We start from the raw sequence: 18,947 nt of genomic DNA, 5'->3' as shown, positions 1-18,947 counted from the left end.
CGGGTGGCTGATATCCGCAGCGGATCTGGCAACAGTAACCCCGGACAATGGTTGGTGGCGATACTCGTCGGTGATACGCTCTACTTCAGTGCGGAGGATGGAAGCAGCGGCAAAGAACTGTGGGCTCATCAACCAGGTGAAATCACCTCACTGAGCAGCGGCTCAGGCAGCGGCTCAGGCAGCGGCTCAAGCGGCGGCTCTTCGAGTTCCTCGTCCTTTGCTTATGCAAACAACAAGGTGTCTGCTGGATATCACCACACCTGTGCCATCCTTGACAACGGCGACTTGAAGTGTTGGGGACGTGACACCAATGGACAGTTGGGCGATGGAGGAAGCAACACGGACACCAACGCACCTTCATCCACGGCGATCAACCTCGGCACGGGCCGCACGGCCGTTGCGGTGTCTGCTGGATATCACCACACCTGTGCCATCCTTGACAACGGCGACCTGAAGTGCTGGGGACATGACTCCAACGGACAGTTGGGTGATGGTGGAAGCAACACGGACACCGGCGCACCTTCATCCACGGAGATCAACCTCGGCACGGGCCGCACGGCCGTTGCGGTGGCTGCTGGATCTTACCACACCTGTGCCATCCTTGACAACGGCGACCTGAAGTGTTGGGGATATGACTCCTATGGACAGTTGGGCGATGGAGGAAGCAACACGAACACCAACGCACCTTCATCCACCGCCATCAACCTCGGCACGGGCCGAACGGCCGTTGCGGTGTCTACTGGAACTTACCACACCTGTGCCATCCTTGACAACGGCGACCTGAAGTGTTGGGGGTATGACGGCTACGGACAGTTGGGCGATGGAGGAAGCAACACCAACACCAACGCACCTTCATCCACCGCCATCAACCTCGGCACGGGCCGCACGGCCGTTGCGGTGTCTGTTGGAAATTACCACACCTGCGCCATCCTTGACAACGGCGACCTGAAGTGCTGGGGGTGGGACAATTACGGACAGTTGGGCGATGGAGGAAGCAACACGAACACCAACGTACCTTCATCCACCGCCATCAACCTCGGCACGGGCCGCACGGCCGTTGCGGTGTCTGCTGGAGATTATCACACCTGTGCCATCCTCGACAACGGCGACCTGAAGTGCTGGGGGCGGGACAATAATGGACAGTTGGGCGATGGCGGAACCACCACGGACACCAATGCACCATCATCCACGGCGATCAACCTCGGCAGTGGCCGAACGGCCGTTGTTGTGTCTGCTGGAAATTCCCACACCTGCGCCATCCTTGACAACGGTGAGGCGAAGTGTTGGGGGTATGACGTCTACGGACAGTTGGGCGATGGAGGAAGCAACACCAATCAGGGTTCACCGGTAGCTGTTTCTGGCAGCAACACCTGGGATTCCTCAACCGGACCTAGCAGCGGCTCAAGCGGCGGCTCAGGCAGCGGCGGCTCAGGCAGCGGCGGCATGACCAACCTCACCAATGCAACAAGTTGTGTTGCTTCTCCAAGCCTACCAAACGGCTTGAACATCGACAGCAGCACGTGCACCATCAGCGGTACACCAACGGTTGCGACGACAAGCACGACCTACACGGTCACCGCCAACATCAGCAACGTGACCTACCAGGGCAGCGTGTGGTTGTCCACCTCGACGTTCGGCACCATCACCTCAGCGGTGGAAGGTGCGGCGCTTAACTTGGGTGAAGCGATGACCCCGATCACGCTCAATTACACGGTGAACGCCAACGCTTCATCTGGTTCTTCAGGATCTTCCGGTTCCAGTGGAGGCTCGGGTTCAAGCGGCGGCTCTTCGAGTTCCTCGTCCTTTGCTTATGCAAACAACAAGGTGTCTGCTGGAGGTTCCCACACCTGCGCCATCCTCGACAACGGTTCTGTGTCGTGCTGGGGATACGGAGTTTACGGCCAATTGGGTAATGGAGGAAGCAACACGAACACCAACGCACCTTCATCCACCGCCATCAACCTCGGCACGGGCCGCACGGCCGTTGCAGTAGATGCTGGAACTTACCACACCTGCGCCATCCTCGACAACGGCGACCTGAAGTGTTGGGGATGGGACTTTTACGGACAGTTGGGCGATGGAGGAAGCAACACGAACACCAACGCACCTTCATCCACCGCCATCAACCTCGGCACGGGCCGCACGGCCGTTGCAGTAGATGCTGGAGATCGACACACCTGTGCCATCCTTGACAACGGCGACCTGAAGTGCTGGGGGTATGACAATAAAGGACAGTTGGGCGATGGAGGAAGCAACACGAACACCAACGCACCTTCATCCACCGCCATCAACCTCGGCACGGGCCGCACGGCCGTTGCAGTGGCTGTTGGAGATCACCACACCTGTGCCATCCTTGACAACGGCGACCTGAAGTGCTGGGGGTGGGACAATTACGGACAGTTGGGCGATGGAGGAAGCAACACGGACACCAACGCACCTTCATCCACCGCCATCAACCTCGGCACGGGCCGCACGGCCGTTGCAGTAGATGCTGGAAATCACCACACCTGTGCTATCCTTGACAACGGCGACATGAAGTGTTGGGGGTATGACTACCATGGACAGTTGGGCGATGGTGGAAGCAACACCCACACCAACGCACCTTCATCCACCGCGATTGACCTCGGCACGGGCCGAACGGCCGTTGCCGTGGATACTACTCATCATCACACCTGTGCCATCCTCGACAACGGCGACCTGAAGTGTTGGGGGCTGGACAATTACGGACAGTTGGGCGATGGAGGAAGCAACACGAACACCAACGCACCTTCATCCACCGCCATCAACCTCGGCAGTGGCCGAACGGCCGTTGCTGTGTCTGCTGGAAATTCCCACACCTGCGCCATCCTTGACAACGGCGAGGCGAAGTGTTGGGGGTATGACGTCTACGGACAGTTGGGCGATGGAGGAAGCAACACCAATCAGGGTTCACCGGTAGCTGTTTCTGGCAGCAACACCTGGGATACCACGACCACCATCGTCACTTGGGAAACACACCCTGCTTTGCCGGCCGGCATGAGCATCTCGGGCGGTACGATTAGCGGCACACCTTCGGTCTATGCGACCAATCAAACCTACACGATTTACGCCAATCAGAGCGGTTATTCAACCACGCACGAGTTGTACTTTAGCGTGGATACCACGAACGCTCACACGGTCGTTGAGAACCAGACGATTGATCCAATTGGCTTCCATCCTCCGTTCTGGAACGGTACCACCACGTGGACGGCTTCGGCAAACTTGCCAGGAAACCTCACGATTGATGCTTCAACTGGTGAAATTACAGGAACGGTCAACGGAACCTTCGCGAATGCTACCATTACGGTAACAGCAACCCATAACGGCAGTGCAATCCAGACCTTCTCGTTCAACCTACGAAGCCTTGCTGATTACGACGGCGACGGTCTTGCCAACGACTTGCCAAGCGATTACGATGCAGCTGAAGGACCAACCTCTGGTCTTGTGGCAGATACCGACGACGACGGCGACGGCCTTGCCGACAGCATCGAAACGGACACTGGAACCTACATTGACGCCAGCGATACGGGCACCGACCCGCTCAATCCCGACACCGACGGTGATGGTATTTGCGACGGACCAAACGCCGTACCTGGCGTTTGCATTGCAGGTCCAGACATGGACCCGAACGGTGAGAGTTTCCCACCAACCTTGGTGGCCATCAACAACACCGCCATCTCAACGCTTGCTCCATACTTGGCAGTAAGCGGTGGAACGTACGAGATTGTACCGGACTTGCCAGCAACCCTGTCACTTGACCCCGCGACCGGTGAAATCACCGGAACACCGACCGAAACCATCACCAACACCACCTTCACCATGTGGTCGAACAACTCCAACGGTGATTCTCTCTCGTGGAACTTCACCATTGAAATCTTGGAAGACAGCGACGGCGACGGAATGCCAAACGAACTTCCGGGCGATTATGATCCAACCAACCCAGATGCACCTGGCCTTGTTGAAGACACTGACGATGATAACGACGGACTTTCCGACACCAACGAATCAGAGATTGGCACCAATCCACTCAACCCAGATACAGACGGCGACGGTATGTGCGACGGACCTGTGGCTTCGCCACCGGACTGCGTTGCTGGCCCTGACGCCTTCCCGCTTGACCCTGCTGGCGACACCGATACAGACGGCGACGGCAACCCTGACACGCTCAATCCTCCTTCAAACAGCGACCCTGCTTTGGTTGAGGACTTGGACGACGACGGTGACGGCTTGGACGACGTGAACGAAACGGGCACGGGCATCTACAACAGCAGCACTGACACGGGAACCGACCCGCTTGACCCAGACACCGATAACGACGGAATTTGTGACGGACCGAACGCTGTCTATGACGTTCAAGGCAACCTCATCTGCGTTGCTGGACCTGACGATACACCGTTTGGCGAAGCTGCGGAAGGGGTTGTGTATGGATTGAACAACACACAGTTCTCAAGTCTTGTGCCTCCTTATCAGTTGCCTGGTGCAACATGGAGTATTTCTCCAGATTTGCCTGATGGATTGAACATCGACCCGGTCAGTGGTATCATCAGCGGTACGCCGACCGAAGTGACGACGAACATCACCTACACCATTTTGGGCATCACCGATACCTCATCCATCACCTTTGATTTCAACTTGCAAATTTTGGAAGACACTGACCGTGACGGTTTGCCCAACGAACTGCCCGACGATTATCCGGGTGATGGCGAACTGGTGGAAGATTTGGACGACGACGGTGACGGTGCCTCTGACCTGTCCGAGACGGGCACAGGCATCTACAACGGCACGGGCGACATGGGCACAGACCCACTCGACCCAGACACCGACAATGATGGCATCTGTGACGGCCCCAACGCCGTTCCGCCAGTCTGTTTGGCCGGTCCGGATTCCAACCCAGTTGGAACTGGCCCACTCGGCCCAACCGTTCTTGTCAACAACACTGAGACAACGCCAATCAACCCACCAAACCCAGTACCTGGTGCTACGTGGGAAGTTTCGCCCGACCTGCCTGAAGGGCTCATCTTTGATGCTGCAACCGGCATCATCAGTGGTACGCCGACCGAATCAATGACCAACACGACCTACACGATTTGGGCAAACACAACCGACCCCGCGTTCTCGATTGAGGCCACCTTCTGGCTCGAAGTCTTGGAGGACTACGACGGCGACGGTATGCCAGACCAACTCCCTGACGACTACCCGGATACGGGCGTTGAGCCCTACACCCTCATCGAGGACGAGGACGACGACAACGACGGTATGTCCGACACCAACGAGAGCATCATCGGCACCGATCCACGCAACCCGGACACCGACGGCGATGGCTTCTGTGACGGCAACGGTACCGGTGACGGCTCCTGTTATGCAGGTCCAGATTCCTCACCGCTCGATCCGCTACTCCCAGTCAACACCGATGGCGACGCTTATCCCGACGAGGACCCTGACGGTCCGGGCGGTCTCATCGCTGACGATGACGACGATAACGACGGTTTCCTTGACATTACAGAAATTGATTGTTTGACCAATTCAACCGATGCAACCGACATGCCCAACGATTTGGATGACGACGGAATCTGCGATGCACTCGACCCTGACATGGACGGTGACGGCATAGCCAACATCGCTGAACTCGGCGAACCGCTCGGCACAGAGGCTGGCAATGCCGATACTGACGGCGACGGCGTTTGCGACGGACCTGAAGCACCAACCAACGGCAACTGTATCGCTGGACCTGACGCCTTCCCACTTGACGCAGCAGGCGCCCAAGACACCGACGGTGATGGAAAGCCTGACCGCTTGCTTGGAACATCAACCAGCGTCCCTCCACTTGTAGAGGACCTTGACGATGACGACGACACGTGGTCGGATGTTGACGAAACACTCTGTGGTTCAAATCCAATATTGGATACCAGTGTGCCAACGGATACCGATGGAGACGGCTTGTGCGACGCGCTTGACGATTACCTTGATTTGCCGTTTACGTTGAACTATCCCACACAATACGTCGACCTCTTTGTCAATCAAACGATGGAACCCTTCCTGCCCAATGTAACGGGTACAGGTGATGTCGTCATGTGGAGCATCAGTGGTGAACTCCCCGAAGGTTTGACCTTCGGATGGAGCCCTGCTCGTGACGCCTTGTTGGACGGAAGTATCAGAGGAACTCCAATGAATGGAACCGAGACACTCAACTTCACCATTTGGGCAAGCAACAGCAACTACAACCAATCCTTTGCTATCTCAATGACCGTGTTCAACGACACTGATAATGACAGTTTACCCGATGAATTACCTGAAGGTTACATTGGTAACTTGACGGCTGATTTGGACGATGATAACGATGGACTTTCAGATTCCCAAGAAACAACATGTGGTTCAGACCCGAATGATGGTACCTCGGGAGAAAACGATTGGGTATCAGTTTGTTTGGACATTAAGAACAGCGATAAGGACGATGGTGGATTCAGTTGGATGTGGTGTTTCCCATGCCTGATATTCCTTCTCCTCATCTTGCTGCTCCCACTCCTGTTGGGTAGAGATCAACTTCTCGTTTTCCTATCAGATGGACCTGAACCGGAAAACACCACCGCAGAACCCAACTTTGTTTCAGGAGCAGGTACGGAGGATGACCCGTTCATTCTCGCACCGCTTGGACCGCTTCAACCCGGTACGGTGGATTCCAGTGTGGAGGTCATTACGATCACCAACATGGGTGACATTAAGGTTGACATGGTTGACTTCAACGATGAAGACAATTACGGTCGTTTCAAGATGTTTGAATCTGCATTCAGCATGGAAGGCACTCGCGTTCTTGCAGTGGGTAAGGATGGAGAAATTGTTCTGAACTTCAAGTTCGATGACCGCGAGATGCCAACTTACGAAGGCGGAACCTATCAAGCACGTATCAAGCTTGGAAAGGCCAGTGTCTACTTCCTGTGGGACGTGACCATTGAGGCGGATGAAATCAAGGCAGAATCTGAGAAGAAGAAAACCATGAATCGCATTAAAAAGCGTAAGAAATCCTTTGATTTCGACGTGATTGGTAAGGCTACGAAGAAAAATGCAGACGACCTCCAGGCCATCAAGGGTATAGGTCCTTACAGCGAAGAGAAACTCAACGCTCTTGGAATCTTTACCTACGCTCAATTGGCGAACTTCAACAAGGCTACAGAGGACGATGTCAATGAAGCCATTGAACACTATCCGGGCCGAATTCAGCGAGACGAATGGGTCAAGCAAGCACGTGGAATGATTGAAGCAGAAGCCAAGGCCGATGAAGAAGCCCTCAAGGCGGCTGAAGAAGAGCGCCTCAAGGCTGAACAAGAAGCAAAAGCGGCTGAAGAAGCCATTGCCACAGCTGCCGCTGCTGCTCAAGCAGAAACCGACGCTAAGAAGGCTGAAGAGAAGGCTGCTAAGGACGCTAAGAAGGCTGAAGAGAAGGCTGCTAAGGAAGCTAAGAAGGCTGAAGAGAAGGCTGCTAAGGAAGCCAAGGATGCTGACGCTAAGGCTGCTAAGGAAGCTGACGCTAAGGCTGCTAAGGAAGCCGAGAAGAAGGCCAAGGATGCTGACGCTAAGGCTGCTAAGGAAGCCAAGGCTGCTGAAGAAAAGGCCGCTAAGGAAGCCAAGGCTGCTGAAGAGAAGGCTGCTAAGGAAGCCGAGAAGAAGGCCAAGGATGCTGACGCTAAGGCTGCTAAGGACGCTAAGAAGGCTGAAGAGAAGGCTGCTAAGGAAGCCAAGGCTGCTGAAGAGAAGGCTGCTAAGGAAGCCAAGGATGCTGAAGAGAAGGCTGCTAAGGAAGCCAAGGCCGCTGAAGAGAAGGCTGCTAAGGCCGCTGCCGCTGCCAAGAAGGAAGCCAAGCCTGCGAGCAAGGAAGTCAAGAAGAAGGAAGAACTCAAACGGGTTCAAGAACGCTCGGAAACGATTGACTTTGCGATTCTTGGAACAGCCAAGGCAAGCGATAAAGACGACCTTCAGGTCATGAAGGGCATCGGCCCATTCATTGAAGAGAAACTCAATGCGCTCGGAATCTACACCTACTTGCAAGTCTCTAAGATGACCTCAAAACTTGAAACTGACGTCAACGAAGCCATCGAATTCTTCCCTGGCCGTGTCAAGCGAGACCAATGGGTCAATCAGGCGAAGATTTTGCTCGGTGAGGACGTGAAACTTGATGAGAAGGCACTCAAGCAAGCCGAAGACCTTGAACGAATTTCTAAGAAGGCAGAATCGATTGATTTCGCAACGCTCGGTGTCGCAAGTGCTTCAGAGAAGGATTCACTGCAGACGATCAAAGGGATTGGTCCGTTCATCGAAGAGAAATTGAATGCGCTCGGCATTTACACCTTTGAACAAGTTGGAAACATGACCCCAGAGATTGAAACTCAAGTCAACAAGGCCATCGAGTTCTTCCCTGGCCGAGTCAAGCGAGACGAATGGGCAAAGCAAGCAAGGCAATTGGATAAGGGCAAGAAGTGAATGGCCTTCGTGTGTTCAAGGTAGGCCTGTTACGGGCCCTTGAATCAAAAAGGCAATCCAAAGGAACCCGAGCAACACCCCGCAGGTTTTGAAGATTCGAGGACCCTTCACTTCGTCAGAAAAAATGTTGTCGAGCCGTGTCCCTGCTAAGGTCCATGCAACCATCGCGAGCGTGCATACGGACACGGTGATGAACACAATGACAGCAATTCCCGTCAAACCGCCTCCAAATGATTCTATGAATTTACTCATTATCAAGATGATAAAGGCCCACTCTTTACCGTTGACGAATTGCATTGTGATGCCTGCTTTGATTCCCAAGAGCGAATCAACACCCTTCGTTTCAATCGTTTTTGGATTAACGCGAAACATGATGACGACCATGACTGCGAGGAATATCATTCCAATCCAGTGCAGAACTTGCAACGCAGTGTTGGATTCACTTAATGCATCCACGACCAAGCCGATGGATAGTTCAAGGCTAACCAGGCCAATGACCATGCCAAGAATGAGTTTGATGTTGCTCCTCGCCCCGAACAATCCGCCGTGGGCAAAACAAGTGAGGGCATTCGGGCCCGGCGTCATTAAAGCGACTGCAATTATTGTGAACAAACCAGTTAACGCTACAGTATCCACGAAAACTGTAAAATTCAAGTTTTTTTATAAAACGAACCTTTGTTTTGAATACAGCATTGCTGTTTCTTCGCTATGTTCATTTAGACGCTTAATTCTTTTTTGAGAGCGTAAGCAAGGTAACGATACTCATCTTCCGAATTGTAAATTTGGGCTGAGATGCGGATGTATCTGCCCTGTGGACTTGGCCACGACCATACCGGTACTTGGATGCCGTACTTGGTTTGCAATACCGCATGAAGCGGGTCAGGTTCGTGAAGGGGAATTCCGTTTGTGGCCCCGTCTTGGGGAAGAATGAGGGTCGATATGCAGGCGATCATCTCATCTGGACACGGAGCATCTATTCCAAGCGCTTCACACAAAATGTTTCGTCCTTTGATGGCCAGTTCGTGGTTGTGCTGCATGATGGATGGCCAGCCTCCATCGACCAACCCAGCCATGAATTCAATGGTAGCAGGAAGGGCACAATGTGCTGAGATGTCACGTGTTCCAGTCCAATCAAATTCGTGACGAAACCGAGTCGTGTCTCCAAGAGGAAACGTCATCCCGTGACTGATGGTAAGCGGGTGAATGTTTTCTTGTTTGTCCTTTCGTACATGAAGAAATGCGGAGCCTTTGGGAGCGCACAGCCATTTGTGACAGTTGCTTGTGGTGTATGATGCCCCCAACGAATCAAGCGATAGTGGGACCATTCCGATGCCGTGAGCGGCATCCAAAAGAACACTTACGCCAACGCCCTCAAGCTTTGCAGTGATCTCTTCAAAAGGCATCAATAGACCTGTAGGACTGGTGACGGTATCAACCATCGCGAGCACGGTTCGTGGCGTGACGCCCGCCATTATTCGTTCAATGATAACGTGTTGACCTTCAATCGGAAACGGGATGTTGACGGTGACAATCTTAGCCCCCCACCGTTGGGCTACAAAGTCAAGTGTGTTGCGACAGGCCTGATAGGCGTGGTCAGGAACGAGAATTTCATCGCCTTCATTGAAACGAAGAGACCGCATGACCGTATTCACTCCAGATGTTGCGTTTTCAATTAACGCCAAGTCCTCAGCATCGCATTCAAGCATGGTTGCGAGGGCCTTGCGTGAATCTTCCATGAATTTCATCGCCAAGTCTTCGTAAAAGCGAACCGGCTCCTCCTCGAGAAGGTCCTGCCACTTCCTTTGTTCTTCTCGAATGAAGGTCGGTGTTGCTCCAAAAGAGCCGTGATTGAGAAAAACACAATTCGGATCCAAGATCCAAAGGCCAGCCAATTCACTTCGTGAGGGTCGGTCCATGGCTGAGCCAGGAGGGCTTAGTCCATCAATACTGTTCATATGAAGACGGTTTCACTCTTGTTCACGTCGTAGAGCAACAAATCCAGCGAGCATGATGGACATCATACCGAGCATGAAACCAAATCCAGGGATGACCGTTGTTCCCGAATCTCCGTCCATATTAACGGTGATAATTGCAGTGAGTGTGTCCGTTCCATCCGTCCATGAAACGGTGACGTCAAGGGTTTCGTCCACATCTTCTCCAATCACAATGATGGCTCCAGCGCTGACTTCACCAGCAATTGGGCCAACGGTGATGTCGTTCACGGTGACCGTGATATCGTCGCCATCGGTATCGATGCAGTGTGCAGTGATGTAGTAACTTCCTGCAGGAACGGTGATGACTGGTGGTGTTAAGGAACTCACCCCAGCTTGTGCCGTTGCCCCAGAGAGCGCAGGAATAGCGGCGTCTCCCTCAAACGAAGTCGGCATTCCATCCACTTCCAAGGAATAGTAAACAGCACAGGTAGGCAGCATGTTGGATGGGAAAGAGTTCGCATCCATCGGGTCGGTTCCAGCAGCGATTTCGTCCACATTGAGCGCTCCGTCACCGTCAGCATCTGCATCGAGCAAGTCGCAGGTTCCATCGTTATCAAGGTCGGTTGGTACACTGTTGATGTCGTTCGGGTCAGATCCACATTCGGTTTCAATCGTACTGTCAACACCGTCTCCATCGGAATCAGAGCATCCATCAGTTTGAACCGTAGCCCCAGCAGGTGTGTTTTCACACAGGTCGTTCTTGTCGTAAACGCCATCACCGTCGCCGTCGGCGGTCGATGCTGAAATCCAACAGACGCTGGAATCGGTTGCTAGTTCTGTTGTTCCTGCTTTGAACACGACAATGATGCAAGCATCGGTCGTATCAGCAAGGTCGTGGAACGGGAGGTCGTAGGTATGTGTTCCATCGTTTCCTGCAACCCAAATATGGTCATTTTGCATCATGACCGTTGCAGGGGATGCAGCATTGTCCTCAACGACCCAATCAAAACGGTATTCTTGACCGGGGTCCAAATCAATGGCGGTAATGGTCACGGTTCCCCATCCCTCAGTAGCGTGCATAGCAACTGAAACAGCCATGCTTGCATCGTCTTGGTTTGATGTGTCATCGATGACTTCGATGTTTTCGCTGGTCATTGTTCCCATTGATGCAGAGTCTGAGTTACGAATGAGGTCGCACATGACAAAATGTGTTCCGGCAGTTGTTGGACTCGGGATGCTGACCTCAAAGTCAAAATCATGCCAATACGAAATCCACTGAGTCGAGGAGGCAGAGGTTGAAGCAACCGATGCTCCTTGGGCATAGATTCCACAGTCGACTTGGTAATGATCGACATACTGGTCAACTGAATTTATTAGCACCCTTCCAAATATATTCAAGTTATTTCCGATAAGGACATTGCTCAAACCATCAATGTCCCACTCATCTGCCTCACCGCCGAGAACAAATGGATTCGTGGAATTGGACGTAACAGGAGCTCCTTGAATTGTTAATTCTGCGTAGAGAAGATAGGTGTCGTTGTAGAGCCCGCTTTCCACGTATTCATTGGTTATCGAATCATAGTTATTCGCGTACAAACCAGGGTCATCGATTGTAATTGTAATCGAGTCAGTGGACAAAGTAGGAGTAAAATCGATTCCAACAGAAGTGCCATCTCTATCGTCAATAAGATCGTAGCAGTGATGAATATAATCATGAGATTGCGTCGTTGTGTTCCAATTTTGGTCGACTTGAGGCTCACAGAATGTGATATTGAGGGCGTAGGTTGTCCCAGGGAATAATTCTTCAAAATCAAAAGTTGCTTGAATCTGAACCGTATTTGTTGAATCCGTTCGCTCGATGTGTTTCGAGACAATTCCATTTTGCGTCACATGTTCTAGGCCTGTGTAATCTTCATCGATGACTTCGATGTTTTCGCTGGTCATTGTTCCCATTGATGCAGAGTCTGAGTTACGAATGAGGTCGCACATGACAAAATGTGTTCCGGCAGTTGTTGGACTCGGGATGCTGACCTCAAAGTCAAAATCATGCCAATACGAAATCCACTGAGTCGAGGAGGCAGAGGTTGAAGCAACCGATGCTCCTTGGGCATAGATTCCACAGTCGACTTGGTAATGATCGACATACTGGTCAACTGAATTTATTAGCACCCTTCCAAATATATTCAAGTTATTTCCGATAAGGACATTGCTCAAACCATCAATGTCCCACTCATCTGCCTCACCGCCGAGAACAAATGGATTCGTGGAATTGGACGTAACAGGAGCTCCTTGAATTGTTAATTCTGCGTAGAGAAGATAGGTGTCGTTGTAGAGCCCGCTTTCCACGTATTCATTGGTTATCGAATCATAGTTATTCGCGTACAAACCAGGGTCATCGATTGTAATTGTAATCGAGTCAGTGGACAAAGTAGGAGTAAAATCGATTCCAACAGAAGTGCCATCTCTATCGTCAATAAGATCGTAGCAGTGATGAATATAATCATGAGATTGCGTCGTTGTGTTCCAATTTTGGTCGACTTGAGGCTCACAGAATGTGATATTGAGGGCGTAGGTTGTCCCAGGGAATAATTCTTCAAAATCAAAAGTTGCTTGAATCTGAACCGTATTTGTTGAATCCGTTCGCTCGATGTGTTTCGAGACAATTCCATTTTGCGTCACATGTTCTAGGCCTGTGTAATCTTCATCGATGACTTCGATGTTTTCGCTGGTCATTGTTCCCATTGATGCAGAGTCTGAGTTACGAATGAGGTCGCACATGACAAAATGTGTTCCGGCAGTTGTTGGACTCGGGATGCTGACCTCAAAGTCAAAATCATGCCAATACGAAATCCACTGAGTCGAGGAGGCAGAGGTTGAAGCAACCGATGCTCCTTGGGCATAGATTCCACAGTCGACTTGGTAATGATCGACATACTGGTCAACTGAATTTATTAGCACCCTTCCAAATATATTCAAGTTATTTCCGATAAGGACATTGCTCAAACCATCAATGTCCCACTCATCTGCCTCACCGCCGAGAACAAATGGATTCGTGGAATTGGACGTAACAGGAGCTCCTTGAATTGTTAATTCTGCATAGAGAAGATACGTGTCGTTGTAGAGCCCGCTTTCCACGTATTCATTGGTTATCGAATCATAGTTATTCGCGTACAAACCAGGGTCATCAATTGTAATTATTGTGCTTACAAAGGAATTCCCAGAACCGAGGTCTACATCATCAATGGATTCATGTTCAATAAGATCGTGGCAGTAATGAGTATACTCCTGAGATTGCGTCGTTGTGTTCCAATTTTGGTCGACTTGAGGCTCACAGAATGACAACTCAAGCGTATATTCAGAACTCATATCGAGGTTACTAGCAAGAACGGTTAATGTAAACGAAGAACCCCGTTCGATATGTTTGGTTCCAGATGTCAGTGAGACTGTGAGTTCTTCGTTACCAGTAGTCCTACCTGTTGTTTCTTGCGCATTCGCTGATGCTGAAAAGGCGATGGTTGAGAGGACAAGCAATGTTGTTAAAATCAGGGCAGACATCTTTCTCCGAGGGTTGGGCATAATTATCTACGAGTGAATAAAGGGTATAAGGATAACTCTGTGCAATTGAAACCATCGTGCGGGGCAGGGTTCGAACTTACTCGGCTAAATAGCCGTGCAGTTCTCATCTGTTGATGAAAAGAGATGCGGGGGGCAGGATTCGAACCTGCGAACCGATAAGGAATGGGACCTAAACCCACCGCCGTTGACACAGCCTCCGCACGTGGTGCGAAGCGATTGGCCGTGGTAATCGTCCCGTCGGCAATAGGACAGCGTTCACTCGTTGCGTCGGCCGGCCATCATGGCAGCACCGAGCATGGCGAGGATAGCAAAGCCGATGCCTGGAGCAGGCAACTGCACTTGCGGGTTCTCGTCAGCAAACTCTCCATTTGGTGTGGAGAGTCGAACGGTGTTCCAGTCATCAAGTTCGAAGTCTTCGTCAACGAGCAACATTGGAATCCCATTATCGTCGTACATCAACATGAGTCCGGTGATGTCGCCGTTGTCGATCTCATCCATCGTGTAGCGAGCGAGTTCATCACCGCAGTCGCTGGAAAGCAAGTAGTCGGCGTCCGCAAACATACTTTCTGCATCGTCAAAGGTGTCGCACATGGCGAACACCACTTCGAGCGTGTCGTCGTCAGCACCGATGGTCCACTCAGCAATGCCTGTAGAGATGAAGCCGTAGTCGCCGTAGCCGTGGCCTTCACCGACGGTGGCTTCGTCCGAGCCATCCATGCATTCTTGTTGGCCGTTGTTGACTTCTGAGAGGTTGATTTCGTCTCCGTCGTCGCACTCAAAGCCGCTGATTTCCCAGCTGTAACCCTCTTCTTCATCGGTTCCATCTCCACAATCTGTCCAACCGTCGTTAACGTAGGACAAGGGAATTTCATCCCCGTCGACACCGCTGTGGATGCACACAAAGATGGACGTTTCGATGCCATCACCATCGTAGGAGGGTTCGTCGCTTCCGTCTGCGCAGTCATCTTCGCCATCGTTCACGTAAGACATCGGGATTTCAGAACCGTCGTCGCTGCAGGTGTAGACTTCTTCCTCGTACGTGGGCTCGTCGCTTCCGTCAGCACAGTCTTCTTCACCATCGTTGGCGTAGGCGAACAGCACTTCTTCACCGTCTTCGCACACGAAGACCTTGCCGTCATCGACAGCATGAGGTTCACCGTTAAAGACCACAGCGAAAGGTGGAGCGTGCGTGTCAAGTGTTGTGTCAACCGTCAACGCATCAATCAGAGTTGGATCGTAGGTGCTGCTTGTTATCACCACGTGTTCGTCCATATCGCCGTCTTCGTCGTAGCCGATCTCCTCCATCATGAGGAAAGCGTGCGTAGCCGCATCGAACATGGCCGTCATAACCATTCCATCACTCAAGGTGGCGTTGAGGCCGATCATCTCAAGACCGTTTTCGTCGGTGTGCATCCACATTTCGTAGGTGGCGTCAGTTGGGAAGAACACATCGGTGCACATCCAGCCGATACCATCTCCCTTCCATTCGCACTCCGAGGCAAGTTCGAAGTCCATCTCGTCCCAAGACTGTTCTGGACTGTCTTGCATCCAAGTGTCGGGGGCACAGTCGTTGATGCCGTCGTGGAATTGGGAAACCGTCAGGGTGCTGCCATCGTCCGAGCCGTGGCAGTCAGCAACATTCAGGTCTTCAATAAGGGATTCATCAGACCCGTCGTAGCAGTCATCGTAGCCGTCGTTAACGTAGCCGAAAGGAATCTCATCAGAGCCATCGTCGCACTCGAAGGTGGTTGGCTCGTCCGAACCATCGGCACAATCCACGGTACCGTCGTTGTACTGGCTCACGGTGATTTGCGAACCGTCAGCGCAGTAGAAGACGCTCTCGTCTTCAGGCATCTCGTACTGGGCTTCATCCGAGCCGTCCATGCAGTTTTCGTAACCGTCGTTGGCCCATTCGATTGGGATGGTGTCCGAGCCGTCGGCGCACTCCATCTCGTTCAGGTCTTCTTCGTAATAATCCGGTTCATCAGAGGAATCCTCACAATCATCTCCGCCGTCGTTCACGAGGGAGAGCGCAATGCTTTCTCCCGAATACAAGCAGGTGTAAGTGGACACCTCATTTTGCGTGATAGGGTCGTAGGAGGGTTCGTCGTCGCCTGTGGGACAGTCTTCTTCGCCGTTGTTGACGTAGGAGAGAGGAATTTCGTCGCCTGAAGCACACTCAAAGGTGGTGTATTCTGTTTCTTGATAGTCGGGCTCGTCTTCAGCGTTGGTACAGTCATCGCTGCCGTCGTTCACGTAAGAGAAGGGGATGAGCGTGCCGTCGTCGCATTCAAAGTCAGTCAGTTCTTCAAGTTCATAGGTAGGCTCGTCGCTACCGTCATTGCAATCCTCTTCTCCATCGTTAAGCCATTCAAAATCCACTGAATCTCCGTCAGCGCATGTGTACGTTGAGAGAAGGTCCCATGTGGTTTCGTCCTCGCCTTCAGCGCAGTCATCCGTTCCATCGTTGGCGAGGGAGAGTGCAATTTCTGTATCGTCATAACATGTGATTACGGAGTCTTCTGCACCAGTGATGTCGTAGGAGGGTTCATCCATGCCGTTGTCACAATCGTCGATTCCATCGTTGACCCAACTCCAGGGAATTTCGAAATCGTCACCGTCCATTTGACATTCTCCGGTGTATTCTTCAGTCTCATCCCCCCAGCCGAACCATCGCTCTGTGTAGTTGCCTGCCGCTGCGCTTTCGTCCATTCGCAGGTCGCAATCAATCGCGCCATCGTTGACTTTGCTGATGTTGAGATCGGAGGTCGAATCCGTCTCAATATTGTAGCATGCGTAGTAGTTGGTTTCAGCTCCATTCTCGTCGTAAGCAGGTTCATCTGAACCATCGTCGCAATCTTCGTTTCCATCGTTCACCATTGAAAGCGGGATTATTTCTGCATCAGAGTCGTCTTCCTGATCGTCCCAAGAACTTTCTCCGCCACATATAAACTCAAACAATTCAGTGATGTCGCCGTCGGGTGGATTCTCGTCCGTTCCATCTGGACAATCCTCAACGTCGTCATTGACATCACTGAGCGGCACGGTTGTTCCATCCTCACAGGTGTAAGTGGACGTCTCGTATTGGTCCATGTTGTATTCGGGCTCGTCTGAGCCGTCTGCGCAATCTTCGTAACCGTCGTTGATGTAATATCCAGGCAGGACCGGGCCGTCAGGGCATGTGAATTCGTCAATGAAGTTGTCTTCGTCCGAGCCGTCAGCGCAGTCGGCTTCGAGCCGTCGTTGGCGAGGTGGAAGTCGATGGTGGAGCCGTCGTCACACATGTACATACTCCCGTCGCTTTGGACGTTGGGCTCGTCGCTGGCGTCTGCACAGTCTTCTGTGCCATCGTTCACTTGGGAAAGGAGCACGGTGTCGCCGTTGGCGCAGGTGTAGAGGTGGTAGGTGTCGGTTTCACTGTCGCTGTTGTACACCATTTCACCCATCATGAAAATATCAGTACAGTACCAGTCGGTGCCGTCGTACTCGCAGTGGGACCAACCGCTGTCATCGTCCATGTCGAGAATGTAGTAAGCACCGTTTACTTTGTACTGTTCAGTGATTGGAGAAAGGCCCCCCTCATCAGGCGTGAGGTAGAGTTCAACACCGACGAAGCCGGTGCCGTCATCAACATAGGTTGCTTGGTAGATGGGTTCAAGGTCATCCCCGAGCATGGCAATTGAGAGTCTTGATTTTCCGTTTGCTTCATCCATCGTCAAAGTCGTTTGGATGATCATGTCGTCTGATAGTTCAGTTGCTTCCATAGAAGCAATACCGGCCATGGCAGCTTCCACGGCTTCTTCTGCGTCTGTGAGGGTGAAACAGGAGGCGTCGTCTACCTCTGCGGCCTCGTCGTAGTTGAAGGCCGTGGCGTCAGTGCAGCCACTCACGCCCTCGGACTTTTCTGGGTCTTCTGGAGCGAAGTCGTCGGCGTTGGCTACGCCATCACCGTCGATGTCGTCGTCAAGACCATCGCAGGTTCCATCGGCGTCCAAGTCAGCGGGAACGCTGGTGGCGTCAAGAGGGTCAGAGCCGCATTGGTTTTCAACAGCGTCAGCGAAGGAGTCCCCATCGTCGTCAAGGTCGCGAATGTCACAGATGCCATCGCCATTGGCGTCAGCAGGCACGCTCGAGGCGAGCAAACTGTCGGAATCACAATTCAATTCGTCAATATCGGACCACGAATCACCGTCATCGTCTTCATCCTCAACATCGGGGATACCATCTCCGTCGGTGTCAAGAAGGACCGGTTGAGGTTCTTCATTGCCGCTGACGTCTTCGCCACCCAAACAACCAGAGAGGACCAGCATTATTGCAAACAACATTGTCAAAAACTTATTCATGTTCCACTCCAAAATTCGTTGGGGTATAATGATTTCTCCTGCACTTCGGAAAAACCTCTTGCAGTCACCTTTTACGACCAAAAAGACGTGTTAGAGATTGGCAGTTGAGGACATTTACACCAACGATCGCAGGAGACGCACTTTGCCCACACGATTCCAAAATGGTTCAAAACCTGCGACTGCGAAGATATGCGGGGGCAGGGTTCGAACTTACTCGGCTAAATAGCCGTGCAGTTCTCATCTGTTGATGAAAAGAGATGCGGGGGGCAGGATTCGAACCTGCGAACCGATAAGGAATGGGACCTAAACCCACCGCCGTTGACCAAGCTGGGCGACCCCCGCGCAAACTGATGGCCGCGCCTCGCGGATTTCAAACCGTCGCTCAGGCTTTCACCGTAAAGCCAGTGGATTGGATGATGTTTACAACCTCTTGAAGCATAACATTGTCACGGGTTACCACGGTGCCTGAATCAGTTTCATGTGACACTTCAGCACGAACAATTCCGGGATGACCGTTCAAAACATTTGCAACCCGCGTGGAACAAGACGGACAGGTCATGCCGGTGATGACGAGGTGATGGGTTGTTTCTTCCATGCAGATACC

Annotated in this window: 6 protein-coding genes and 1 tRNA gene; 1 reads left to right on the top strand and 6 read right to left on the bottom strand. The window is 52.2% G+C overall.

Features of this window, described 5'->3' with window-relative positions:
- Window positions 1–3: 3 nt before the first annotated feature.
- Window positions 4–8,490: a putative Ig domain-containing protein gene (locus AAA857_RS02750; protein ID WP_338172866.1), complete on the top strand. Its 8,487-nt coding sequence runs from the start codon at window positions 4–6 to the stop codon at window positions 8,488–8,490.
- A gap of 15 nt (window positions 8,491–8,505) precedes the next feature.
- On the opposite strand, the gene AAA857_RS02745 is transcribed toward AAA857_RS02750, so the two are convergent.
- The 6 genes from AAA857_RS02745 to AAA857_RS02720 all read right to left on the bottom strand — a co-directional run bounded on the left by AAA857_RS02745 (window position 8,506) and on the right by AAA857_RS02720 (window position 18,938).
- Complete coding sequence (locus AAA857_RS02745; RefSeq protein WP_338172864.1) at window positions 8,506–9,144, bottom strand: LysE family transporter; 639 nt, start codon at window positions 9,142–9,144, stop codon at window positions 8,506–8,508.
- Window positions 9,145–9,206: 62 nt separating this feature from the next.
- Entirely contained in the window at window positions 9,207–10,406 is a 1,200-nt protein-coding gene (locus AAA857_RS02740) for an aminotransferase class V-fold PLP-dependent enzyme (RefSeq protein WP_338172862.1), read from the bottom strand.
- A gap of 51 nt (window positions 10,407–10,457) precedes the next feature.
- On the bottom strand, window positions 10,458–13,979 hold the full coding sequence (locus AAA857_RS02735; RefSeq protein WP_338172860.1) for a hypothetical protein: 3,522 nt from the start codon (window positions 13,977–13,979) through the stop codon (window positions 10,458–10,460).
- Window positions 13,980–14,255: 276 nt separating this feature from the next.
- Window positions 14,256–17,093, bottom strand: a complete 2,838-nt coding sequence (locus tag AAA857_RS02730; protein WP_338172858.1) for a hypothetical protein — start codon at window positions 17,091–17,093, stop codon at window positions 14,256–14,258.
- A gap of 1,508 nt (window positions 17,094–18,601) precedes the next feature.
- Window positions 18,602–18,685 (bottom strand) — tRNA-Leu (locus AAA857_RS02725).
- A 40-nt stretch (window positions 18,686–18,725) separates the two neighbouring features.
- Window positions 18,726–18,938 carry a cation transporter gene (locus AAA857_RS02720; protein ID WP_338172856.1) on the bottom strand — a complete coding sequence of 71 codons (213 nt, stop codon included), beginning with the start codon at window positions 18,936–18,938 and terminating at the stop codon, window positions 18,726–18,728.
- Window positions 18,939–18,947: the final 9 nt, after the last annotated feature.

Origin of the sequence: Candidatus Poseidonia alphae, from assembly GCF_943787815.1 — an archaeon.
In the GTDB taxonomy this organism is placed as follows: domain Archaea; phylum Thermoplasmatota; class Poseidoniia; order Poseidoniales; family Poseidoniaceae; genus Poseidonia; species Poseidonia alphae.
This window is presented reverse-complemented; position numbering and strand designations above follow the sequence as displayed.

Bases quoted from the DNA above. Each gene is read 5' to 3' on its own strand.
- AAA857_RS02740 (WP_338172862.1), bottom strand. From the start codon at position 10,406: ATGGACCGACCCTCACGAAGTGAATTGGCTGGCCTTTGGATCTTGGAT.
- AAA857_RS02720 (WP_338172856.1), bottom strand. From the start codon at position 18,938: ATGGAAGAAACAACCCATCACCTCGTCATCACCGGCATGACCTGTCCG.
- AAA857_RS02735 (WP_338172860.1), bottom strand. From the start codon at position 13,979: ATGTCTGCCCTGATTTTAACAACATTGCTTGTCCTCTCAACCATCGCC.
- AAA857_RS02730 (WP_338172858.1), bottom strand. From the start codon at position 17,093: ATGGACCAATACGAGACGTCCACTTACACCTGTGAGGATGGAACAACC.